Source organism: Bradyrhizobium hipponense, assembly GCF_008123965.1.
GTDB lineage: Bacteria > Pseudomonadota > Alphaproteobacteria > Rhizobiales > Xanthobacteraceae > Bradyrhizobium > Bradyrhizobium hipponense.
In genome coordinates this window covers 1-23,507 of sequence record NZ_VSTH01000150.1, presented here as the reverse complement: position 1 = coordinate 23,507, position 23,507 = coordinate 1, and the positions used below count along the sequence as shown (strand labels likewise).

General features: G+C 63.9%; 22 protein-coding genes. 6 read left to right on the top strand and 16 right to left on the bottom strand.

Features of this window, described 5'->3' with window-relative positions:
* Window positions 1-39 precede the first annotated feature (39 nt).
* From rsmG to FXV83_RS35500, 3 genes are all read left to right on the top strand, one after another.
* Window positions 40-681 (top strand): 16S rRNA (guanine(527)-N(7))-methyltransferase RsmG, encoded by a 642-nt coding sequence (rsmG, locus tag FXV83_RS35510; RefSeq protein ID WP_235940438.1) that lies wholly within the window; start codon window positions 40-42, stop codon window positions 679-681.
* A gap of 30 nt (window positions 682-711) precedes the next feature.
* On the top strand, window positions 712-1,566 hold the full coding sequence (locus FXV83_RS35505) for a ParA family protein (protein ID WP_148744189.1): 855 nt from the start codon (window positions 712-714) through the stop codon (window positions 1,564-1,566).
* Between the two features lie 156 nt (window positions 1,567-1,722).
* Window positions 1,723-2,607, top strand: coding sequence for a ParB/RepB/Spo0J family partition protein (locus tag FXV83_RS35500; protein WP_187436398.1), 885 nt, complete (start codon window positions 1,723-1,725; stop codon window positions 2,605-2,607).
* Between the two features lie 110 nt (window positions 2,608-2,717).
* Here the strand turns inward: FXV83_RS35500 and holA are convergent, their stop codons facing one another.
* The 4 genes from holA to FXV83_RS35480 form a co-directional block, all read right to left on the bottom strand.
* The gene (holA, locus tag FXV83_RS35495; protein WP_148744220.1) at window positions 2,718-3,746 is read right to left on the bottom strand and encodes a DNA polymerase III subunit delta; all 1,029 of its coding nucleotides are present in this window, start codon (window positions 3,744-3,746) and stop codon (window positions 2,718-2,720) included.
* A 56-nt stretch (window positions 3,747-3,802) separates the two neighbouring features.
* Complete coding sequence (lptE, locus tag FXV83_RS35490) at window positions 3,803-4,354, bottom strand: LPS assembly lipoprotein LptE (RefSeq protein WP_148744187.1); 552 nt, start codon at window positions 4,352-4,354, stop codon at window positions 3,803-3,805.
* Window positions 4,341-6,980: a leucine--tRNA ligase gene (gene leuS / locus FXV83_RS35485; RefSeq protein WP_148744186.1), complete on the bottom strand. Its 2,640-nt coding sequence runs from the start codon at window positions 6,978-6,980 to the stop codon at window positions 4,341-4,343. Before leuS ends, lptE begins: the two co-directional genes overlap by 14 nt.
* A 178-nt stretch (window positions 6,981-7,158) precedes the next feature.
* Window positions 7,159-8,856 carry a diguanylate cyclase domain-containing protein gene (locus tag FXV83_RS35480; RefSeq protein WP_187436397.1) on the bottom strand — a complete coding sequence of 566 codons (1,698 nt, stop codon included), beginning with the start codon at window positions 8,854-8,856 and terminating at the stop codon, window positions 7,159-7,161.
* A gap of 108 nt (window positions 8,857-8,964) precedes the next feature.
* Between FXV83_RS35480 and FXV83_RS35475 the strand changes: the two genes are divergently transcribed.
* Window positions 8,965-9,654 (top strand): YggS family pyridoxal phosphate-dependent enzyme, encoded by a 690-nt coding sequence (locus tag FXV83_RS35475; RefSeq protein WP_148744184.1) that lies wholly within the window; start codon window positions 8,965-8,967, stop codon window positions 9,652-9,654.
* A 178-nt stretch (window positions 9,655-9,832) separates the two neighbouring features.
* Here the strand turns inward: FXV83_RS35475 and FXV83_RS35470 are convergent, their stop codons facing one another.
* Window positions 9,833-10,402 (bottom strand): L,D-transpeptidase family protein, encoded by a 570-nt coding sequence (locus FXV83_RS35470; RefSeq protein WP_235940436.1) that lies wholly within the window; start codon window positions 10,400-10,402, stop codon window positions 9,833-9,835.
* A 206-nt stretch (window positions 10,403-10,608) separates the two neighbouring features.
* On the opposite strand from FXV83_RS35470, the gene FXV83_RS35465 reads away from it, so the two are divergent.
* Both FXV83_RS35465 and FXV83_RS35460 read left to right on the top strand, forming a co-directional pair.
* Window positions 10,609-11,295 carry a response regulator transcription factor gene (locus FXV83_RS35465; protein ID WP_148744182.1) on the top strand — a complete coding sequence of 229 codons (687 nt, stop codon included), beginning with the start codon at window positions 10,609-10,611 and terminating at the stop codon, window positions 11,293-11,295.
* Between the two features lie 58 nt (window positions 11,296-11,353).
* Window positions 11,354-11,797: a cyclic nucleotide-binding domain-containing protein gene (locus FXV83_RS35460; protein WP_148744181.1), complete on the top strand. Its 444-nt coding sequence runs from the start codon at window positions 11,354-11,356 to the stop codon at window positions 11,795-11,797.
* A 134-nt stretch (window positions 11,798-11,931) separates the two neighbouring features.
* On the opposite strand, the gene xth is transcribed toward FXV83_RS35460, so the two are convergent.
* The 11 genes from xth to FXV83_RS35405 form a co-directional block, all read right to left on the bottom strand.
* Window positions 11,932-12,747, bottom strand: coding sequence for an exodeoxyribonuclease III (gene xth, locus FXV83_RS35455; RefSeq protein ID WP_148744180.1), 816 nt, complete (start codon window positions 12,745-12,747; stop codon window positions 11,932-11,934).
* 127 nt (window positions 12,748-12,874) lie between these two features.
* Entirely contained in the window at window positions 12,875-13,630 is a 756-nt protein-coding gene (locus tag FXV83_RS35450) for an outer membrane lipoprotein carrier protein LolA (RefSeq protein ID WP_148744219.1), read from the bottom strand.
* Window positions 13,631-13,782: 152 nt separating this feature from the next.
* Window positions 13,783-16,257 carry a DNA translocase FtsK gene (locus FXV83_RS35445; protein ID WP_148744179.1) on the bottom strand — a complete coding sequence of 825 codons (2,475 nt, stop codon included), beginning with the start codon at window positions 16,255-16,257 and terminating at the stop codon, window positions 13,783-13,785.
* Window positions 16,258-16,266: 9 nt separating this feature from the next.
* Window positions 16,267-17,481: an aminotransferase class I/II-fold pyridoxal phosphate-dependent enzyme gene (locus FXV83_RS35440; RefSeq protein WP_148744178.1), complete on the bottom strand. Its 1,215-nt coding sequence runs from the start codon at window positions 17,479-17,481 to the stop codon at window positions 16,267-16,269.
* A gap of 320 nt (window positions 17,482-17,801) precedes the next feature.
* Window positions 17,802-18,206, bottom strand: a complete 405-nt coding sequence (locus FXV83_RS35435) for a GFA family protein (protein WP_148744177.1) — start codon at window positions 18,204-18,206, stop codon at window positions 17,802-17,804.
* A gap of 207 nt (window positions 18,207-18,413) precedes the next feature.
* A complete protein-coding gene (locus FXV83_RS35430) occupies window positions 18,414-19,862 on the bottom strand; it encodes an ammonium transporter (RefSeq protein WP_148744176.1) in 1,449 nt (482 codons plus the stop codon).
* Between the two features lie 39 nt (window positions 19,863-19,901).
* Window positions 19,902-20,240 carry a P-II family nitrogen regulator gene (locus FXV83_RS35425; RefSeq protein ID WP_008142813.1) on the bottom strand — a complete coding sequence of 113 codons (339 nt, stop codon included), beginning with the start codon at window positions 20,238-20,240 and terminating at the stop codon, window positions 19,902-19,904.
* A gap of 411 nt (window positions 20,241-20,651) precedes the next feature.
* Complete coding sequence (locus tag FXV83_RS35420) at window positions 20,652-21,254, bottom strand: ATP-dependent Clp protease proteolytic subunit (RefSeq protein WP_148744175.1); 603 nt, start codon at window positions 21,252-21,254, stop codon at window positions 20,652-20,654.
* Between the two features lie 41 nt (window positions 21,255-21,295).
* Complete coding sequence (locus tag FXV83_RS35415; RefSeq protein WP_148744174.1) at window positions 21,296-21,649, bottom strand: SRPBCC family protein; 354 nt, start codon at window positions 21,647-21,649, stop codon at window positions 21,296-21,298.
* The gene (locus FXV83_RS35410) at window positions 21,646-21,960 is read right to left on the bottom strand and encodes an ArsR/SmtB family transcription factor (RefSeq protein WP_148744173.1); all 315 of its coding nucleotides are present in this window, start codon (window positions 21,958-21,960) and stop codon (window positions 21,646-21,648) included. Before FXV83_RS35410 ends, FXV83_RS35415 begins: the two co-directional genes overlap by 4 nt.
* Window positions 21,961-22,052: 92 nt before the next feature.
* Window positions 22,053-23,354, bottom strand: a complete 1,302-nt coding sequence (locus FXV83_RS35405) for an ammonium transporter (protein ID WP_148744172.1) — start codon at window positions 23,352-23,354, stop codon at window positions 22,053-22,055.
* Window positions 23,355-23,507: the final 153 nt, after the last annotated feature.

Below are 23,507 nucleotides of genomic sequence, written 5' to 3'. Positions count from 1 at the left end.
AATCCGAAGATCGACAAAGCCAGCGCGACCGATAAGTCGCTGGACGCCGTGATCGCTGTCGACAAGGCCGCTGCACTCAAGCTCGCGCCTATTTCACGTGAAACGGAAGCGCGGCTCGATCGGTACATCGCGCTGCTCCGGGAGTGGCAGGCCAAGACCAATCTGGTCGCGCCCTCGACGCTGCCGCAGCTCTGGACCCGGCACATCGCCGACTCGCTTCAGCTGGTGGATCTGGCGCCATCGGCCAAGCGCTGGGCCGACCTTGGTAGCGGCGGCGGCTTTCCCGGTGTGGTGCTGGCCTGTGCCATGGCCGGGACAGCGGGAGCCAGCGTCCATCTGGTCGAGCGCATCGCCAAGAAGGCGGCTTTCCTGCGCGAAGCGATCCGTGTCACCGAATCTCCGGGAGTCGTACATCTCGCGGAGATCGGGGATAATGTGGATAGAATCACCGGCCCAGTGGATTGCGTCACCGCGCGGGCACTTGCTCCGCTACATCAACTCATCGGCTTTGCGGAGCCGCTGATGCGCCAGGGTGCAAAAGCGTTATTTCCAAAGGGTCAAGATGTAGAGGCTGAATTGACCGAAGCCGCTAAATATTGGAATATTCGGCCTCAGCTCCACCGAAGCCGCACGGGCGATGGCTGGATTGTGGAGCTGGCTGCCGTCGAACGGCGCGGGTGAAGCCTTCAGGGGCTGAGTGGGGAATTGGCGATGACCGTGATTTACGAACCGCAGCAAGAGCAGACCGAAATTGTCGCGCAGGGCCATCCGCGCATCCTCGCGTTGGCGAACCAGAAGGGCGGCGTCGGCAAAACAACCACAGCGATCAATCTCGGCACGGCGCTCGCGGCGATCGGCGAACGCGTCCTGATCGTCGATCTCGACCCGCAGGGCAACGCCTCGACCGGCCTCGGCATCGATCGCCGCAACCGCTCCTGCTCGACCTATGACGTGCTGATCGGCGAAGCCAATTTGCGCGAGGCGGTGGTCGCGACCGCGGTGCCGCGGCTGCACATCGCGCCCTCGACCATGGATCTCTCTGGCCTCGAGCTCGAACTCGGCACCACGCCCGGCCGCGCCTTCAAGCTGCGCGATGCGATCGCTGCGCTCAACAACAACGTGTCGCCGGATGCCGACTACACCTATGTGCTGATCGACTGCCCGCCCTCGCTCAACCTGCTCACGGTGAATGCGATGGCGGCGTCCGACGCCATCCTGGTGCCGCTGCAATGCGAGTTCTTCGCGCTCGAAGGCCTGTCGCAACTGTTGCAGACCGTCGAGCAGGTGCGCTCGACGCTCAACCCGAATCTGTCGATCCACGGCATCGTGCTGACCATGTTCGACTCGCGCAACAACCTCTCGAACCAGGTCGTCGCCGACGTCCGGCAGTTCATGGGCGAGAAGGTATACAAGACCATGATCCCGCGCAACGTGCGCATCTCGGAAGCGCCGTCCTACGGCAAGCCGGTGCTGGTCTACGATCTCAAATGCGTCGGCAGCGAAGCTTATCTGCGCCTAGCCACCGAAGTGATCCAGCGCGAGCGCGAGCTGCGTACGACACATTGAAGCGAAGAATCGTAGGGTGGGCAAAGCGAAGCGTGCCCACCAGAACCGTTCGAAAGACGGTGGGCACAGCGCGAAGACGCGCCTTTGCCCACCCTACGATCGAGAATCTGAAATTCAGTTCTGGAGTGTTGCACCGTGAATCCAAGGGAGCTGGCGATGGCCGACGAAGCGCGTTCGCGACTGGGCCGGGGTCTTGCGAGCCTGATCGGCGATGTCGGCGGTGAGGCACAGCATGTCGATCGTCCGCGCGCGCAGCGCAAGGTGCCGATCGAGTTCATCAAGCCCAATCCGCGCAATCCGCGCCGCGCCTTTTCGGACGTCGAGCTCAAGGAGCTCTCGGACTCCATCAAGCAGCACGGCGTGATCCAGCCGATCGTGGTGCGTCCGGTGAAGGGCGCGCAGGACCGCTACGAGATCGTCGCCGGCGAACGCCGCTGGCGCGCTTCGCAAATGGCCGGCCTGCATGAAGTGCCGATCGTGCCGGTCGACATCAGCGACAGCGACGCGCTGGAGTTCGCGATCGTCGAGAACGTGCAGCGCGAAGACCTCAATCCGATGGAAGAGGCGCTCGGCTATCACGCGCTCGCGGGCGAGTTCAAACGCAGCCAGGACGACATCGCAAAGGTCGTCGGCAAGAGCCGCAGTCATGTCGCCAACATGATGCGGCTGACCAAGCTGCCGGCCGAGGTGCAAGCCTTCATCGCGGACGGTCAATTGACCGCTGGTCACGCCCGCGCACTGATCGGCGTGCCCGATCCGCTTGCGACCGCCAAGCGCATCGTCGAGGAGGGTCTCAACGTCCGTCAGGCCGAGGCGCTGGCGCACGAAGAGGGCGTGCCGGAGCGCAAGCCGCAGAAGGCGCGCGCAGGCGCCAAGGAGAAGGACCCCGACACGGTCGATCTCGAGAAGCGCGTCAGCGACGCGCTCGGCCTCAAGGTCACCGTCAGCCACCGCGAGCCCGGCGGCTCAGTTCAGATCAACTACCGCAACCTCGAGCAGCTCGACGAGGTGATGCGGCGGCTGGCGAAGGGCGCGCTCTAGCCCTCCTCGTCATTGCGAGCGCAGCGAAGCAATCCAGAATCTCTCCGCGGAAAGATTCTGGATTGCTTCGTCGCAAGGGCTCCTCGCAATGACGTGGATAGAGTCGAGACTCAGCCCCGCCGCCTTGCGTTCGCGGCGATCGCCATCAGCGTGCGCTGGGCAATGGCGGCGGCGAGCGTCGATTGCTTGCGGGTGTCGAGCGCGGCGGTGGCGAGCTGCTCGATAATGCCGGCAAGCCGCGTCGCGCTGAAATTGCGCAGCGCCGTTTCCACCGCCGGCTTTCGGGAAAAGTGCAGTCGCGGAAATCCGCCGTCGAGCACGGCAGAGGCCGGCGTGCCGTCGGCAATGGCGAGCGCGGACTTGTGCAGCCATGCGGCCTGGCGCTGTGCCGCCGAGATGATCACGCCGGGATAGGTGCCGGCGATCATGGCTTTGGCGAATTCGGTCTCGACGATGTCGGGCCGGCCGGCGAAGGCGCCGTCGACGATCGGATCGAGCTTCAGCTCGGACGCGTCGGCCACCACGGCCATCACGTCGTCCAGCGTGATCTCGCCCTTGCCGTGGGCGTATAGAGTGAGCTTGCGTAGCTCGTTGCGCGAGGCCTGCCGGTCGCCGCCGAGGAACGACATCAGCGCGGCGCGGGCGTCCTGCGCGATGCGCAAGCTGGCGATGCGGAGCTCGTCCTCCATCAGCTTGGCGAGGTCGCGCTCGGTGTCGGGATAGCAAGCGATCGCCACAGCGGTCTTGGCGCGCTCGCAGGCTTTGCGCAGCGGCGATTCCGGGCGCAGCTCGCCGGCCTCGATCACGATGCGGCAATCCTTCATCGACATCTCGGCGAGCGTGTCGACGCCGCTGGCAAAGCTGCGCGAGCCGGCGCGCACGCGGATGGCGCGGCGGCCGCCGAACAGCGGCACGGTCATGGCCTCATCCACCAGGCGCGACGGCTCGGCGGACAGCTCGTCGCCGTCTAGCTTCACCAGCGAAAAGGGATCGTTGGGATCGTCGACGGCGGATGCGATCAATGCGTCGGCGCGCTCGCGCACGAGGCCGGCATCAGGACCATAGAGCAGGATGATCGGCCGGCCCGCATCGGGCCGGGCGAGGAAGGCGTCGATCTCTTTTCCGCGCAGCGCGACCATGTTGCCTAACACGCGTCATTCCGGCTCACGCTTCCCGCGCCCGGAATGAGAGATGATTACGTGCCCGCGGTGAAGAACGAGGCGAGCCGGGTGTTGATGTTCTCGGCGATCTCGTTGGCGGCACGGTCTTCCGCGTCGCGCAGCGCTCGATTACGGGAGAACCGCTGGTAGGAGCCGGGCATGTCGTAGGACACGCGCGAGAACGTGCTGCCGGTCATCACCGACTTGTTGGTCGCGAGGTCAATCAGGTTGTACTGAGCATCGAGGCTGTATGTTTCGGTTGTCGGCAGCGCCGTGCTGGGATCGACGATCAGGGACGAGCGGCCGGCGCTGAAGCGGAGCACTAGGCGGTGGGTCGGCGGCATACCCGTGGCAGTGCCGTAAAGCTTGAACGCAAGGGCGTTACGGACCTCGACCCCGACGCGGGCCTCTCGGGAGGCGTTCGGCTTGTCGACCGGGGGAATTTCGATCCCCATCAGCTTCTCGCGGAGGCCAGGGGTGCCGTCGGTCCGCTCGGCATACATCGGTTGGAAGCAGCCGGCCGTCAGCGCCGCCAGAGCGGCGACCGCCAGCAAACGGGCTGCGATGCGGATCCTAGCCGACAACATTCACGATCCTCTTGGGGACGATGATCACCTTGCGGACGGGTTTGCCGTCCAGGGCCAGCTTTACCGCATCGAGCGCCAAAACGGCAGCCTCGATTTCCGGATTCTGGGCCGCTGTTGCAACTGTGACCTCGCCCCGCTTCTTGCCGTTGACCTGGACTACCAGCGTCACGCTATCTTCAACCAGCAAATCGCGTTCGATTTGCGGCCAGGGCGCCTCGGAAACCAGCCCGGTCCGGCCCAACCCATTCGTAGACAAGACCTGCCAGCATTCCTCGGCCAGATGCGGCATCATCGGGGAGAACAGCTGAACCAGGATCTGGCCGGCCTCCCGGATCGCCCAGGCCAAGTCGGGGGCTGGTTGGCCGGGACGCTGCAACACCCCCGAAAAGGCGTTGGCGAATTCGCGGATATGGGCGAGGCAGACGTTGAAGTGCAGCCGCTCGATGCCGGTCGTGACCTTATCCAGCGCGCCATGGGCGGCCTTGCGCAGGGCGGTCGCATCGGCCCCGAACGAAGCCGGCCGCGCCGCGGCTGCGTCCTTGCCCAGTTCCGCGGCCTCGTTCACCAGCCGCCACAGCCGCTGCACGAAGCGCGAGGCGCCCTGGACGCGTTCGTCGCTCCAGATCACGTCGCGGTCGGGCGGAGAGTCCGACAGCATGAACCAGCGCGCGACGTCGGCGCCGTAGGTCTCGATGATGTCGTCGGGGTCGACCGTGTTCTTCTTCGACTTCGACATCTTCTCGATCGCGCCGATCTGGATGTCTTCGCCGGTCGTCATCAGAACAGCGCGCCTGCCATTACCGCCGACTTCGATCTTCACCTCGGCCGGCTGGACATAGCTGCCGTCGGCCTTCTGGTAGGTCTCGTGCACCACCATGCCCTGCGTGAACATGCCTGCGAACGGCTCGTCCATCGCGATGTGGCCGGTCGCCTTCATCGCGCGCACGAAGAAGCGGCTGTAGAGCAGATGCAGGATCGCGTGCTCGACGCCGCCGATATACTGGTCGACCGGCATCATCCGGTTGGCGACCGCGGGCGTCGTCGGCGCGTTCTCGTTCCAGGGATCGGTGAAGCGCGCAAAATACCAGGACGAATCTACGAAGGTGTCCATGGTGTCGGTTTCGCGCTGGGCCTTGGCCCCGCATTGCGGGCAGGTCACGTGCTTCCAGGTCGGGTGATGGTCGAGCGCGTTGCCGGGCTTGTCGAAGGTCGCGTCATCCGGCAGCTCGACCGGCAAATCGGCATCCGGCACCGGCACGACATCGCATGTCGGACAATGGATGACGGGAATCGGGCAGCCCCAATAGCGCTGGCGTGAAATGCCCCAGTCGCGCAGGCGGAAATTGACCTGCCGCTCGCCGACCGGCGCATTGCCACGCAGCTCGTTTTCCAGGCGTTTCGCAACTTCGTTCTTGGCCTCGTCGATGGTCATGCCGTCGAGGAAGCGCGAATTGATCATGCGGCCGTCACCGTCATAGGCGGTGTCGGTGATGACAAACGATTTCGGATCCTGACCTTCGGGGCACACCACCGGCGTATTGCCGAGGGCGTACTTGTTGACGAAGTCGAGGTCGCGCTGGTCATGCGCGGGGCAGCCGAAGATCGCGCCGGTGCCGTATTCCATCAGCACGAAGTTGGCGACATAGACCGGCAGCTTCCAGCTGGAATCGAACGGATGGACCGCGCGGATGCCGGTGTCAAAGCCCTGCTTCTCCGCGGTGTCGATGATCTCCTGCGCGGTGCCGATCTTCTTGATCTCGGCGATGAACTCCGCGAGCTTCGGGTTCTTCGCGGCGGCCGCCGTCGCCAGCGGATGGTCCGCCGAGATCGCCATGAACTTCGCGCCGAACAGCGTGTCCTGGCGCGTCGTAAAAACCTTCAGCTCGCTCTCGCCGGCCGGCGTCGTCGCCTGATCGAGTGCGAAGCGGACCAACAGGCCTTCGGACCGGCCGATCCAGTTGCGCTGCATCAGCCGGACCTTGTCGGGCCAGCGGTCCAGGCTATCAAGCGCGTCCAGCAGTTCCTGCGAGTACTTCGTGATCTTGAAGACCCACTGGTTCATTTCCCGTTGTTCGACCACGGCTCCCGAACGCCAGCCGCGACCGTCGATCACCTGCTCGTTGGCGAGCACGGTCATGTCGACGGGGTCCCAGTTCACCTTGCGCTTCTCGCGCTCGGCTAGCCCTGCGCGCAGGAAGTCCAGGAACATCTTCTGCTGGTGCTTGTAGTAGGAGGGATCGCAGGTCGCGATCTCGCGGCTCCAGTCCAGCGACAGCCCGATCGAGCGGAGCTGTTTCTTCATCGCGGCGATGTTGTCGTAGGTCCAGGCTTTCGGCGCGACCTTGCGCTCGATGGCGGCGTTTTCGGCCGGCAGGCCGAAGGCATCCCAGCCCATCGGGTGCAGCACGTTGAACCCTTTGGCGCGCATGAAGCGCGCCAGCACATCGCCCAGCGTGTAATTGCGGACATGGCCGATATGGATGCGCCCGGAGGGGTAGGGGAACATCTCGAGCACGTAGTATTTCGGCCGCGAATCGTCGTTCTTTGAGACGAAAATCGCCTGCTGGTCCCAGGCGGCTTGCCAGCGCGGTTCGGAATCGCGGGCGTTATAACGTTCGGAGGTCATGGAATCGTTGGGTTTTCGTGAGTTTCGGGCCGCTTTAAGGAGGGCGGACTAGGCCACAAAAGCGGCCGTGGGGTCAACGGGTTGGATATCCGCGGCCGGTCTGGCTTTCGGATGCCCCGCGAGCCGCGCGCGGCTGATGGCGAGACACACGTTCCAGTGTGACCGCACCCGGGCGATATTAGCCCGCCATCATCATATCGGCGGTACCGCCTTCGATCGGCACGATGCCGTGCTCGGCGACGCTGTTGCGGCCGCGGTGCTTGGCGACGTAAAGCGCGGCATCGGCGGCTTCGATCAGGTCGCCGGGGCGCAGGGTCTCGTTGGGCCGCGTTGCGGCGACGCCGATCGAGACGGTGACGATCATGTGGTTCGATGTGATGTGCGGCAGGCAGAGCTTGTGCACGGCCGCGCGCACCTGTTCGCCGATTTCGACGGCGCGTGTCACGTCGGTGTTCGGCAGCAACAGGCAGAATTCTTCGCCGCCATAGCGCGCCGCAAAGCCCATCGTATCGGCGGCGATGCCGGACAGCGATTCGCCGAGCCTGGTCAGGCAGGAATCGCCTTCGAGGTGGCCATAGGTGTCGTTGAACAGCTTGAAATGGTCGACGTCGATCATCAACAGCGCGAGCTCGCTGCCATATTGCTGTGCGCGCATCCATTCGAAGTCGAGCCGGCTCTGGAAGCCGCGGCGGTTGGCGAGTCCCGACAGCATATCGATCGAGGCCATCACCGTCAGCCGGTCGTTGCTCGCGACCAGCTCGCGCTCGCGCTGGCTCAGTTGCGCGGCCATCGCATTGAACGCGCGCGCCAGCGGCACGAATTCGGAAGGCAGGCGATTGCGCGCAGCGCGGGCCGACAGATCACCCTCGCCGAGCCGCTTGGCCATGTCGGCGAGCATCTCGATCGGCTTGATCACGAGTTTCTCTGCGGCGATCAGCGCGCCGAGCAGGACGAACAGGACCACGAAGGCGAGCTGGAGATAGGCGGTGCGAATGTCGCGGCTGACCGCCGCGGACACCTTGTCCTCGTCGATGCTGGCGATCAGACGGGCATTGGTGCCGACAATACGGATGTAGCTGACCGCGCGCCGGGATCCATCGGCGGCAAGGAAAGACAGCGAGCCCTCGTCCTGGTCCGAACGCAACGCCTTGTCGGCGATCGCCGACATCAGCGGCATGTTGTCGAGGGGCCGGCCGACCGCGCTGTGCTGGTCGGCGGGCGCGGCCAGCACGGTGCCGGCGCTGTCGACCAGCACCGCGGTGATGCCGGCGCGACCGCCCAGATTGTTCATGACCTTCGACATCCAGTCGAGATTGACCGTTGCCAGCACGACGGCATCAGCTACGCCGCTGAACGCGGACACCGGATAGACCGCCATGACGGTCGGTGCCGGCACGGGCCGCGACAGGATGAAGTCGCTGAGAACGAAGCGGCCGGTCTCCTGCGCCTGCTGGAAGTAAGGCCGGTCGCTCAGGTCAAGGCCGACATACATGTTGTTGGTGGCGCACTGGATGTGCCCGTCCTGGCCGGCGATGAGAAGCGTGCGGATCCAGGGAAGGCTCGACGGCAGGCTCGCGCGCAGCACATCGCAGCTCTTGCTGATGCCGCCGACGGAGGCGCGGATAAAGGCTTCCGATTTCAGGATGGTCTCGACCGACGAGATCACTTCACGCTGCGCGTCGGCGCTGTGCCTTGCGATGGTGGTGAATTCGGTCGCGGCCTGCGCAATCTGCCTCGCCCGCGTGCCTTCGAGCGAACGGATGCGCTCGAGCATCAAAGGCGCCACCAGAATCACCGCGAGCAACGCAAGCCGTGCCCGGATTCCGAGAACCTGCTTGAGTTTCGCTCGTTTGCGGTTGAAACTGACGCTTGCCATCTTCGCTGCCCACCCCACGCGGCAAGGTAAAGCGAAGGGTTCAAAAACCCTTTCTTGAACTTGGTAAAATTGGAACTACCTCCGCAACAATCAGTGCCGACCGACATCATGACCGAATCCAACGCCGCGCCGCTAACCGGCCATTCACCAAACGGGCTCGCCTTAGTCGAAGCGGAAATCGCGCGCGCCTGCACGGAAGCGCGGCGCGATCGCGCCTCGGTCACGCTGATTGCGGTGTCCAAGACTTTCGCCGCGGATGCAATTACGCCGGTTATTGCCGCCGGACAGCGCGTATTCGGCGAGAATCGCGTGCAGGAGGCCAAGGGCAAGTGGCCGGCGTTAATATCTGCTTATCCCGATATCGCACTGCATCTGATCGGACCGCTGCAATCCAACAAGGCGAAAGAGGCGGTTGCGCTGTTCGACGCCATCCATTCGGTTGACCGCCCGAGCATTTGCCAAGCGTTAGCCAAGGAAATCGAATCCCAGAAAAAGCATCCCGAGCTCTTCGTCCAGATCAACACCGGCGAGGAGCCGCAAAAGGCCGGCGTCGCGCCCGGCGAGGCCGATGCCTTCCTGGCGAACTGCCGCGACACCTATGGGCTGACTATCTCCGGCCTGATGTGCATCCCGCCGGTCGACGAGCCGCCGGCGGCGCATTTTGCGCTCACCGCCAAGATCGCTGCCCGCAACGGTCTGAAGAATCTGTCGATGGGCATGAGCGCGGATTTTGCCACAGCGATCATGCTCGGCGCCACGCATGTGCGCGTGGGCAGTGCGATCTTCGGGCACCGGTAGGAGTCGTTGGCGAGGGCCGAGCTTCGTCCGAGCTCTCAAATTCGTCATTGCGAGCGAAGCGAAGCAATCCAGACTGCCACCGCGGAGAGATTCTGGATTGCTTCGCTACGCTCGCAATGACTGCGGAGTGCGCGGTGATCACGTGAAGCTCACCGACATCTTCCCCAAGGCGCCCCCCTCACCCGATGATGATTCTTGTGCGCGGCCCGAGCCGCCGCAGCAATCGCAGCATCGCGGCTTTTGTCATGGAGATGCAGCCCGCAGTCGGGCCGAAATTGTCGCGGGCCAGATGCAAGAACACAGCGCTGCCGCGGCCGGCAATGCGCGGCTTGGTGTTGTGGTCGATCTCGATGATGAAGTCATAGAGATGGTCCACCCGCTTGAGCCGGTCGCCGCCCTGCTCCCGCCCGAGCCGGATCGGCTGGTTGTAATGGCGATCCCCGGGGTCCTCGCACCAGCCATCTTCACTGGTGATGGTCCGGGCCGGCAAGAAGGTCTGCGGGCGGCTGTGACGGTCGTCCCGCCACCATAATCGCCGCGGGTGGAAGCTGCCCCTTGGCGTGCCGCCGTCGCCCTCGCGCTTGTTGGCCCGAATGCCGCCCTGCCCCAGCGCCACCGGAATTGTCAGCTGTCCGGCCGTCAGCCAGCCCCGGCGCGGATTACCGGCAGCGGGCTTAACGCGGATCGTCCGCAGCGGCCCGGAGCGCCTTTGCTTGGTGTAACCGACTGAATTATCTTCTGTTTTCATGTGAAATTGCGATGTCGAATTCATTACAGGACATTCATCAAAGTGCCCTGCTATTCTGGGTTAGAGTGGTTCTGGCTTGTGAATCGGTAACAGCCCACTACTTCAAGACGAACATCAATAATAATAACGGCGACCCCTAACTTTCCCATCACGGCTGAGCGCGGCATGCATGCGCGCCGAGCCGGACCCCAAAAGGATGACCCCCTATGGCCAATGCCCGCAAGATCCTGATCGTGGATGACGATACCGATCTGCGCGATACGTTGGTGGAGCAATTATCGCTGCACGAAGAATTTGAAGCCTCCGCCGTCGATACCGGCGCCAAGGGCGCAAGCGCCGCAAAGGCCAATTCCCCCGATCTCGTCCTGATGGATGTCGGCCTGCCCGACACCGACGGCCGCGAGGTGGTCCGCTCCCTGCGCAAGGGCGGGTTCAAGGCTCCGATCATCATGCTGACCGGGCATGACACCGACTCCGACACGATTTTGGGCCTGGAATCCGGTGCCAACGACTATGTCGCAAAACCGTTCCGCTTCGCCGTGCTGCTCGCCCGCATCCGCGCCCAACTTCGCCAGCACGAAGCCAGCGAAGACGCGGTGTTCTCGGTCGGCCCCTACAGCTTCCGTCCCGGCTCCAAAATGCTGACCGCCGCCAATGCGCGCAAGGTGCGGCTGACGGAGAAGGAGACGGCGATCCTGCGCTTCCTTTACCGGGCCGGCCAGCTGCCGGTCTCGCGCGAGACCCTGCTCCAGGAGGTCTGGGGCTACAATTCCGGCGTCACCACCCATACGCTGGAAACCCACATCTACCGTCTGCGCCAGAAGATCGAGAAGGATGCCGCCAACCCGGAAATCCTGGTCACCGAAGCCGGTGGCTACAAGCTGGTGCCGTGATACGCTTCGGGGGTGTGCGAATCGTTTTAGATTGCGTGCCCCTGAGCCTCGGACCTGAATGTCAATCGATGACGACGTAGCGCTTCTCGAGCGTGTCCCGACATTGCGCCTGTTGGGAGACGCCTCGTTGCGCATGCTGGCGATCGGTTCCGAGCAGCGCGACTTCGTTCGCGGCGACGTCCTGTTCAATCTCGGCGACGACGCCGATGCCGGCTTCGTGGTCCAGCGCGGCGCCTTTCGGGTCGATGACGGCGCCGGCGCCGAAATGATCGCCGGTCCCGGTGCGCTGATCGGCGAACTTGCGCTGGTCGTGCCGATGAAGCGGCCGTCGGGCGCGATCGCGATCGAGCATTCTTCGGTCATCCGCATCGCACGCAGCCTGTTTCAGCGCGTGCTCGAAAGCGACCCGGCCGCAGCGGTTCGCCTCCGCGACGAATTCGCAATTCGCTCGAGCCAGATCGCTAGCGATATCCTGATGGCGGGCGGAAAGCTGACCAATTAGCTTCCTCATGGTGAGGAGGCGCGTCGGCGCCGTCTCGAACCATGAAGGCCCGGCTGTTGCCTGCAGCCCATCCTTCGAGACGCGCGCGAAGAGCGCGCCCTCAGGATGAGGGCATCAATCGCGGCTCAACGCCGTCACACCTCCAGCGTGACCGTCACCGGCACGTGGTCCGACGGCCGCTCCCAGCTCCGCGCGTCGCGCAGAATCCTGAAATCGCTGACCGCGTCTTTCAGCGCACGCGAGACCCAGATGTGGTCGAGCCTGCGGCCGCGGTCGCCGACGGTCCAGTCGGCGGAGCGATAGCTCCACCACGTGTAGACCTTTTCCGACATCGGAATGCGCTCGCGCGCGACGTCGATCCATTCGCCGGCCTTCAGCGCCGCCTGCAGCTTCTCGGTTTCGATCGGGGTGTGCGACACCACCTTCAGCAGCTGCTTGTGCGACCACACGTCGTTCTCGTGCGGGGCGACGTTGAGATCGCCGACCAGGATGTGGCGGTCGTCTTCGCGCGGATGCAGCGGCTCGCAGGCCTTCATCTCGTCGAGGAAGCGGAGCTTGTGGTCGAACTTCTCGTTCAGCGCGGGGTCAGGAACGTCGCCGCCGGCGGGGACGTAGAAATTATGCAGCACCAGCGGCTTTGCGATATTGGCCTTTTCGCCGAACGACACCGAGATGTGGCGCGAATCGACCTTGTCGCAGAAGGTGCGGATGTCCTTCGACTCGAACGGAATCTTCGAGACGATGGCGACGCCGTGATAACCCTTCTGCCCGTTCAGCGCGACATGCTCATAGCCGAGCCGCTTGAAGCGCTTCATCGGAAAGGCATCGTCGATGCACTTGGTCTCCTGGAGGCACAGCACGTCGGGCCGCGCGCTCTTGAGAAATTTCGCGACGAGCTCGATGCGCAGCCGCACCGAGTTGATATTCCAGGTTGTCAGGGAAAAACGCATGAGAATTGCGTCTTAGCAAGCTCTCGTAGGGTGGGCAAAGGCGCAAAGCGCCGTGCCCACGTCTTTTCGAGCTCGCGATGCGACTGGCGGGCACGCTGCCGCTTTGGCCACCCTACGCCGTCTCGGCTCAACCCGGCGACGGGCCGTAATTGGTGAAGTCGATCTTGAACATGCCGGGATCGAGCTTCTTGCCCGCATCGAGATTGTAGACCGCAATCGTGGTGTCATAGCCCTGCGGGTCGGTGACGGTCCATTGCTTAAGCTGGCCGTCCTTGGCGCCGAACATCAGCATCAGGCGGCTGGTGCCGACCAGCGCCTGCTTCTCCTCGATGGTGACGCTGACGAAGACGTCGTCGGCGGTGACGTTGACGACGTTGGTGTCCTTCATCAGGTCGATCCGGTCCGACAGCAGGAAGCGCAGCGGCGTTTGCGACAGCGGATAGACGTCTTGCGTCGCCAGCTTGCGGTCGCGAACCACGAGCGACGATCCGTCGGCGACAATGTCGATCGGGCTCGGCGGATCATATTCGAAGCGCACCTTGCCCGGCTTCTGGATGTAGAAGTCGCCTTGCGTCTTGCTGCCGTCGGGGCCGACCTGGACGAAATTCCCGACCAGCGTCGAAAGCGACGACAGATAGGCGCTGACCTTGGCCGCCTGCGCCTTCTGGTTGGCATCGAAGGTCTGGAAGATGCTGCTCGGCACGTTGCGGCGCGGATCCGGAATCACCGGATTCGGTGGCGCCTGGGTCGCGCCGGTGATCGACGGCCCACCCGAAGGCGGAGCACCGTCACGGGCCTTGGGCGCCGGCTTTGGCACGGGTACGTTCTGTGCAAAAGACGCGGCGGTCACCATCGCGGCGGTGACGAGAAGCACGCCGGCCACGCGCGCGCTTCGCGCAGCGATGGAGGCAGCGAATCGAATGTCCGGATGTTTGATCAACGCGTCGTCCTGTATGGCTGGGCGTCGTTTTAGCGTGATTTCAGGCAAAAGCAGACATCGTTTTTGCGTGAGAATGCATTTTGAGACGGGCTGCCTCACATATGGCTGTCTTCTTCCTCGACCAGGATCTCGCGCTTACCGGCGTGATTGGCGGGTCCAACAATGCCTTCCAGTTCCATGCGCTCCATCAGCGAGGCGGCGCGGTTGTAGCCGATTTGCAGGCGGCGCTGGATGTAGCTGGTCGAAGCCTTGCGGTCGCGCTTGACGATTGCCACGGCTTGCGAAAACAGGTCGCCGCCGCCGTCCGCACCCATGCCGGTGGCGTCGAACACTGCGCCGTCCTCGTCCTCGGTGGGCTCCTCGGCGGTGACCGCTTCGAGATATTCGGGCTGTCCCTGCGTCTTGAGGTGGCGCACCACCTTCTCGACTTCCTCATCCGATGCAAAAGGTCCGTGCACGCGGCTGATGCGGCCGCCGCCGGCCATGTAGAGCATGTCGCCCTGACCGAGCAGTTGCTCGGCGCCCATCTCGCCCAGAATGGTGCGGCTGTCGATCTTGGAGGTGACCTGGAAGGCGATGCGGGTCGGGAAGTTCGCCTTGATCGTACCGGTGATGACGTCGACCGATGGACGCTGCGTGGCGAGGATCACGTGCAGGCCCGCGGCGCGCGCCATCTGTGCGAGGCGCTGCACAGCACCTTCGATGTCCTTGCCGGCGACCATCATCAGGTCGGCCATTTCGTCGACGATGATGACGATGTAGGGCAGCGGCTCCAGCGAAAGCTTCTCTTCCTCGTAGATCGCCTTGCCGGTCTCCTTGTCGAAGCCGGTGTGCACCGTGCGCGTCGGCTCCTCTCCCTTTGCCTTCACTTCGAGCAGGCGCGCATTGTAACCGTCGATGTTGCGCACGCCGAGCTTGGCCATGTTCTTATAGCGCTCTTCCATCTCGCGCACGGCCCATTTCAGCGCGACCACAGCCTTCTTCGGATCGGTCACGACCGGCGTCAGCAGATGGGGAATGCCGTCATAGACGGAGAGTTCGAGCATCTTGGGATCGACCATGATCAGCCGGCACTGGTCCGGGCGCAGCCGGTAGACCAGGCTGAGGATCATGGTGTTGATGGCGACCGACTTGCCCGAGCCGGTGGTGCCGGCGATCAGCATGTGAGGCGTGCGCGCAAGATCGATGATGACGGGATCGCCGCCGATGGTCTTGCCGAGGCAGAGCGGCAGCTTTGCAACCGTCTCTGTCGTCTCCTTGGCGACCAGCAGCTCGCGCAGATAGACTTTCTCGCGATGCGCGTTCGGCAGCTCGATGCCGATCGCATTGCGGCCGGGCACGACGGCGACGCGCGCCGACAGCGCGCTCATCGAACGGGCGATGTCGTCGGCAAGTCCAATCACGCGCGACGACTTGATGCCGGGCGCCGGCTCCAGCTCGTACAGCGTGACCACCGGACCGGGATTGGACTTCACGATCTCGCCGCGCACACCGAAATCCTGCAGCACGCCTTCGAGCGCGCGCGAATTGGCTTCCAGCTCGGCCTTGCTGAGCGGCTGGCGATCGCCGGCCTTGGGCGCGGCCAGCACGGACACGGACGGAAGCTCGAACTTGTCGGAGGATTTCTTGGGCGCAGCTTTCGGCGCGGCCTTCTTGCGCGGTGCGCGCGCGGCCGGCGCTTCCTCTTCCTCCTCCTCGTCTTCGTCGTCGTGCCCGTCCTCGTAATCCTCATCCTCGGACTGCGGCGAGATCGGCGGGGCGGCACGGCCGCCGCCGAGATTCGGCTCCTGGCGGTCGAAGGCAATCGCGCGGGGCTTCGGCGTGCTCGAGACCAGCGAGCGATAGGCAGTGCCGAGCAGCCAGATCAGCCGCGCCTTCGTGCTCATCAGCGCATGAAACAGCCAACCCAACGACACCGAGCCGCGATCGCTGCCCTCGTCTTCGTCGAGCGGCGTATCGTCATCCTCGATCTCGGAAAGCTCGTCGTCGTGCTCGCGCGCGCCAAAACCGCAGGCGATCAGGAAAGTCGCGGACATTGCGACGAACAGAATCAATCCGAGCACGATGCGATAGATCGTGCCGGCCGGCCCGAAAATCACCGCGGGCGCTCGCACCAATGCGTCGCCGACCACGCCGCCAATTCCGGTCGGCAGCGGCCACGCGCCGCCATGCGGCCAGCAGCTCGCAAATCCTGCTGCGATCACCGTGCAGAGAATCCAGCAGCCAAGCCGCAGCGCCTCGCGGTCGAACGGGCGATGGGTCAGCATGCGCCAGCCCCAGACCGCGACGGTCAGGATCAGCATGATCGCACCGAGCCCGAGGATCTGCATCGCAAGGTCGGCGCCGATCGCGCCGGCATAGCCGAGAATGTTGCGGATCGGCCGCGAGGTCGCGTGGCTGAGACTGGGATCCTGCACCGACCAGGTCATCAGCGCGGCCGAGGCGACGCCCGAGAACGCGATCAGCCCAAGACCGGCGAGCTCGCGCACGCGTTTCGTCAGCGCCTCGCGGATCGAAGGCGGCAGATGGCCGACCAGAGGAATGACACGTTCGATTGTCGACATGCTCATGGGCCCCGCCTAACCCAGAGTCTCGACCAGGCGGTGCAGCGCCGCCGCCGTGGTCTCACCATCCTGCACCAGTGCGAGGCGAATGTAGCCGGCACCGGGATTGAAACCGTCGGGCTGGAGCCGCGCCAAATAGCTGCCGGGCACCACGCGCACGCCTGCTTCCTTGAAGAGTTTCAGGCACACAGACACGTCGTCTCCGAGCTCGGACGTATTGAGCCAGACGCAGAAGCCGCCATCGGGCCGGCGATAGCCGTAACGATTGCCGATGATCTGGTCGGCGAGATCGAACTTGATCCGGTACAGCCTGCGGTTCTCCTCGACATGCGCCTCGTCGCCGTAGGCAACGGTCGCGACATGCTGGAGCGGCACCGGCACCTGCGGCGCCGCGACATTGCGCAGCTCGAGAAACATGCTGATGAATTTCTTGTCCCCGGCGGCGAAGCCGACGCGCATGCCCGGCAGATTCGAGCGCTTCGAGAGCGACTGGAACGCAACCACGCGGGTGAAGTCGGGGCCGGCGCATTCCAGCGCGCTGCCCGGTGCTTCGCGGGTGTAGATCTCCGAATAGCACTCGTCGCTCAGGATCACGAAGCCGTAGCGATCGGCGAGCTGCTTGAGGCGAAGAAAATAGTCGCGCGAGGCGACCGAGCCCTGCGGGTTGGCGGGCGAGGCCAGATAGAACGCCACCGTGCGCGCCAGTGTCGCCTCGTCGATGGCGTCGAGATCGGGCAGGAAACCGTTCTCGACCGTGGTCGGCAGATAGACCGGCTCGCAAGCGGCTGCGCGGGCCCCGGCGCCATAGACTGGATAGAACGGATTCGGCATCAGGATCGCGGGCTTGCCGGGACGCGGCCCGACATAGCGCGCCGCCGTGATCGCGGCAAAGAACAGTCCCTCGCGGCTGCCATTGAGGACGAGAACCTCGCTCTCGGGATCGAGCGGTCGCGGCAGCTTGAAGCGCGACGACAGCCAGGCGCCCGCTGCTTTGCGGAACGGGTCGGTGCCCTTATTCGCCGGGTAACGGCCGAAATCGGCGATGTGCTTGGCCAGCACAGGGCCGACGAAGTCAGGCACAGGATGCTGGGGCTCGCCGACTGCAAGCGTAATCAAGGGCTTGCCTGGCTGATGGGGTGCCAGCAGCTCGTTCAGCCGGACGAAGGGCGAGCGCTCGCTGTCGGAGCTTCCACCGCCCTGCGGCGCACGGGATGAAGCGGTCATAGCCATTCGTTGGGCGCCAGCACTCTTGGAACTGCCGTCGCATGGATTGCGCCGGCGGGAAGCGGTTCATTTCACCATAGATAGGGCGAGGTTAAGACGCGATTAACCATCGGTGGGCGCACCCGTCCAGGCAGGAATAATGAGGCGGATAACAACGATACAAGGCTACCGGGCGGGACTGTTTCTTCCACCTCTCCCGTTTACGGGAGAGGTCGCGCCGAAGGCGCGGGTGCGGGTTCTCTCCTCTGGGCGAGTCTTCGTCGTCGAGACACCCTCTCCGCTGCCCTCCCCCGCAGGCGGGGGAGGGAGCGCACAGTCATCGCGGCCTAGTGCGCCGGCAGCTTCTCGAATGTCGGCATGCCCGCGGGAATCGCGTGGAATTCCTGCTTGTCGCAGGTGTAGATCGCCATCTGTGGGTGGAATTGCGTCGGCTCGTCCAGCGTGCCCACTTTCAGGATCGCGGCGGGAAGACCGGGAACCTTGGTCACCAGATGCGTGCCGCACTCGGCGCAGAATTCGCGCGTGACGGCTCGCTCGAGATCCTTGCGCGTGAACTGCTTGGGCTGCCCGGTGATGTAGCTGAAGCCCGCCGCCGGCATCGCGATGAAGGTGTTGGGCGCGCCGCCCGAGATGTACTGGCACTCGCGGCAATGACACTGCGCCTGCATCATCGGGTCGCCCTCGGCCACGTAACGCACTTCGCCGCAATAGCATCCGCCTTCCAAACGCATGACGACCTCCCGATTATTGTTTCGTTGTGGTCGATATTTCTGCGCCGGCGGTGAGGAATGGCAATCTTTTTCTTTGGCCCGCGTGACCAAAAAGAAAGGGGCTCCAACTTGCGCTGGAGCCCCTCAACGGTCGGGGCATTGCCGGGTATGTGCCCAAACCGTAGTTCTGGACGCGATCCCCGAGAGGATCGCGCCCCGGGAGAACACTTACATGTTGTAGGCGCGCTCGGTGTGCTCGGTGATGTCGAGGCCTTCACGCTCGGTCTCGACATTGGCGCGCAGGCCGACGATCACATCGACGACCTTGTAGAGGATCGCCGAACCGACACCCGACCACACCAGCGTGGTGCAGACGGCCTCGATCTGGGAGATCATCTGCGCCGTGAAGTCGTAATCGGCAACCTTGGGCGGGATCGCGGTGTAGTCGATGATGCCCGCACCGCCGAGAGCCGGGTTGACCAGGATGCCGGTGCCGAGGGCGCCGATGATGCCGCCGATGCAGTGCACGCCGAACACGTCGAGGGAATCATCGTAGCCGAGCGCGTTCTTCACGACGGTGCAGAAGAACAGGCAGACGACGCCGACGACGAGGCCGAGCACGATCGCACCCATCACGCCGGCGAAGCCGGCCGCAGGCGTGACCGCCACGAGGCCCGCAACAGCGCCGGAGATGATGCCGAGCACGGAGGGATGACCCTTCACGATCCACTCCGCAAACATCCACGACAGCGCGGCGGCCGCGGTGGCGACGAAGGAGTTGGTCATGGCGAGGGCTGCGCCGCCGTTGGCCTCTAAGTTGGAGCCGGCGTTGAAGCCGAACCAACCGACCCAGAGCAGCGAAGCACCGATCATCGACATCGTCAGCGAGTGCGGAGCCATCAGCTCTTTGCCGTAGCCGACGCGCTTGCCGATCAGCAAAGCGCCGACGAGACCTGCAATGCCGGCGTTGATGTGCACCACGGTGCCGCCCGCAAAGTCGATCGCGCCCTTCTTGAAGATCCAGCCGGCGTCGGCGTTGATCTCGTCGAGCTTGGCCTGCGCCGCGGTCTTCGCCGCGCCATCAGCCGCTGCAGCAAGCGCCTTGGCCGCATCCTGAATCGCGTCCGGGCCGGGCCAGTACCAGACCATGTGCGCGATCGGGAAGTAGATCAGGGTGACCCAGAGCGGGATGAACAGCGCGATGGCCGCGAACTTCATGCGCTCGGCAAAAGCGCCGACGATCAGCGCGGGCGTGATCGCCGCGAAGGTCATCTGGAAGCAGATATAGATGAGCTCCGAGATGTTGGCGTCGACGCTGAACGTCGCTGCCTTCGAGTCGGTGGTGACGCCCATCATGAAGGCCTTGGAGAAGCCGCCGATGAAGTCGGAGCCGCCGGTGAAGGCGAGGCTGTAGCCGTATACGGCCCAGATCACGGTGACGACGCAGACGGTGTAGAACACCTGCATCAGGACCGAGAGCATGTTCTTGGAGCGGACGAGACCGCCGTAGAACAGCGCAAGACCCGGGATCGTCATCAACAGCACGAGCACTGTCGATGTCAGCATCCAGGCGTTGTCTCCCTTGTTGACCGTTGGCTCGGCATAGGCTGCGGTCGCAGCGAACAGGCCGACTGCGAGAGCCGCCAATCCCGCGCCATAGGGACGCTTAAACGTCATTTCATTTACTCCTGATTGAATTTTTGATTGAGCGCGAAATCAGAGGGCCGCGGCGTCGGCCTCGCCGGTGCGGATGCGAACCGCATGGTCGAGGTTGATGACGAAGATCTTGCCGTCGCCGATTTGCCCGGTTTTCGCAGCCGACGTGATGGCGTCGATGGTCTTGTCGACCTGGTCGGAGGCGACAGCGACCTCGATCTTGATCTTGGGCAGGAAGCTCACGGCATATTCGGCGCCGCGATAGATTTCCGTATGGCCCTTCTGACGGCCATATCCCTTGACTTCCGTCACCGTAAGCCCGTGAACGCCGATGGCGGTCAGGGCGTCACGGACTTCTTCCAGCTTGAATGGCTTGATAATCGCCATAACAATTTTCATGGGTCCTATCCCCGCTTGGGCCCGGTCCGGACGTGGCCGGGCGTTTCTCGACTGGTTCGCCACGAGGGAGAAAGTTCACTACGCGGGCACAGCCAGGACCCCTAGAATCAAATGCCGTGCCAGATCGAGCGTCTTGCCTAACGGACTATGAAAACGGGTGTTTTCGCGTTCGGCGCGTGTTTCGCTGCAGTGCGCTATTACGTCGCGCTCAAAACGTGATCAGGCCTGCTCAAAATACGAGCAAGACAGGCTGCCGACACAATGTTGCTCATGCGCCGGGCAGCGCGAAGGTATTTTGGTAGAGCAGTCGCCTACTGCAGTGCTTCACCGTGCTGCGAAATATCCAGTCCCTCCAGCTCGTGCTCACGAGATACGCTCAAGGGCACCACCGGGCCGACCAGCTTCGGACCGTCAGGCGACCTCGCGTTCCGCAATAACCCTGTCGATCAGTCCCCATTCGACCGCTTGGTTCGCGGTCATGAAGTGATCGCGGTCCAGAGTTCGTTCCACCTCCTGCTCGGGGCGCCCGCAATGCTTTGCATAGAGACGGATGATGCGCCGCTTGGTTTCCTGCATTTCGGTTGCATGGATCAGGATGTCGGACGCCTGGCCTTGGAAGCCGCCGAGCGGCTGATGCACGTGGAGGCTCGCATTGGGCAGGGCAGCGCGGTGACCGGGCGCGCCGGCCATCAGCAGGAACGAGCCCATGGAGCGCGCGGTGCCCATACACAGCGTATGGACCGGCGCCTTGATGAATTGCATGGTGTCGTACATCGCGAGGCCACTGGTGATCACGCCGCCATAGGAATTGATGTAGAGATTGATTGGCTTGTTCGGATTCTCCGCTTCCAGGAACAGGAGCTGCGCGCAGACCAGTCCGGACATCGCATCATTGACCTCGCCGTTCAGGAAGATGATGCGCTCGCGCAGGAGCCGCGAATAGATGTCGAAGGATCGCTCGCCGCGGGTGGACTGTTCGACGACCATAGGGACGAGTTGCAGCATGCCGCGCATCGGCGACCTCCATTTCTGCGGGTGATGAAGTCTGCTTGCCGTTAGGCCGCGCGCATCAGGGAGCAATTGGTGTTGGCCGCCTGCGGCAGCTTTGCTCGATCGTCGCATGCTTGCTGGATGATGCGAACGCGGGTGCCGCCGGCTTCGTTCGGCTCGATCCGGAAGGTGACGTGGCTTTCACGAAACGGCGGTTCGGGCTCGCGGAGACGGTAGCGCACCTCTTCGCCCGCGATCGATGATTCAGGTTCGGCGCCCGCAAGGTCGGAGCCCGGCAGCCAGCGCTCGCGCAGGGCCGGAATGGTCACGGCGCGCCAGACCTTCGCCGGCGGTGCATCGAGGTCATATTGGAGCACCAAGGCTGGGGCGGAGTGATCAGGCTTCATTGCGTCGCTCATTGATCCATCTCCTTCAAGAGACCGGCGAGCGCCTCCATGCGCTTCGGCCAATAGGCGCGGTAGCGTGCAAGCCACGTCCCGATGGTGGCGATTCCGTCCGGATCGACCTCATAATTCACAAAGCGGCCCTGCCGCTCTTCGCGCACTAGGCCCGCCGCACGTAGCACCGCAAGATGCTGCGACATCGCCGGTTGGCTGATCTCCAACCCGTCGCGCAAAGCGCTGGCATTCAGGCTTCCGCCAGCGAGCTTTTCAAAAACCTTTCGGCGCGTCGGGTCGGCTAGCGCCTTGAAGATGTCGGCTTCGATCATAACGAGACATAAGCATATACTTATGTGTTGTGCAAGCTCGAAGCGACCTGCGGCCGTCCAGTGCTTCGGGCAAGCGGCTGCCAGCCGCTGCGCTACTGCAACGCCTCTCCGTGCTGCGAAATATCCAGTCCCTCCAGCTCGTGCTCACGGGATACGCGCAGCGGCACGAACAGGCCGACCAGCTTGAGCAGGACGAAACTCACCCCGGCCGACCAGACGAAGGTGACGGCGACCCCGTAGAGCTGGAGCAGCAATTGCTGCGGGTGGCCCTCGATCAGGCCGGCAGTGCCGCCGATCGCGCTGGTTGCGAACACACCGGCGAGCAAGGTGCCGGTCAGTCCGCCGATGCCGTGGACCCCGAACACGTCGAGCGAATCGTCATAGTCGAAGCGGTGCTTCAGCCAGGTGCAGGCCCAGTAGCAGACGAGGCCCGCGATCATGCCGATGACGATGCCGTGCCACGGTGCCACGAAGCCTGAGGCCGGCGTGATGGTGCCGAGCCCGGCCACCGCGCCGGAGATCATGCCGAGCACGGAAGGCTTGCGCCGCGTCGACCATTCGATCGCACCCCAGGTCAGCGCGCCGGAGCAGGCCGCAAGATGCGTCGCGATGATCGCCATCACCGCGCGCGAATTGGCCGCGCCCGCCGAGCCGCCGTTGAAGCCGAACCAGCCGACCCACAACAGGCCCGTGCCCATCACCGCGAGCGAAAGATCGAACGGCGAGAGATTTTCGGTGCCGTAGCCATGGCGGCGTCCCATCACCTTGGCGGCGACAAGGCCGCCGGTGCCGGCCGACAGATGCACGACTAGGCCGCCGGCGAAATCCAGCACGCCCATGCTGGCGAGGAAGCCGCCGCCCCACACCCAATGCGCCAGTGGAATGTAGACGAAGATGAACCAGGCGACCGAAAACAGGAGATAGGCGGAAAATCGCATGCGATCGGCGACGGACCCCGCGACCAGCGCCACCGTGATGATGGCAAAGGTCATCTGGTACAGCATGAACAGCGATTCCGGGATCGTCTTCGCGGCCGGGTTGACGCTGTCCATCGTCATGCCGGCAAGGAACCAGCGGTCGAGCGTGCCGATCCAGGGGCCGTCGCCGACGAAGCACAGCGAATAGCCGAACGCGACCCAGAGAATGGAGATCATCGTCACTGCGGCAAGGCTCTGTGCCATGGTCGCGAGCACGTTCTTCTTGCGCACCATGCCGGAATAGAACAGCGCCAGCCCCGGGATCGTCATCATCAGCACCAGCGCGGTGGCGACGATCATCCAGGCGGTGTCGGCGGTGTTGATCTCGGAGCCCGCGGCCTGCGCCGGCGATGCAAAGATGAACGCAAGTCCGAGCGGCGCAGCCATGGCGGCCGCGCGGCGCAACAATCCCGCCATGTCATTTCCCCCAGCCTATTGATTGCGTCGCACGCTGCGGCGTCGGTGCGCGGTGCGATCGAAGAAGGTGTAGCAGAGCGTTTTCGAGCGAAGTGGATACCGGTTCGCGTAAAGAAAACGCGTCAAAACTAAATCTAGACGATCGATTCCATG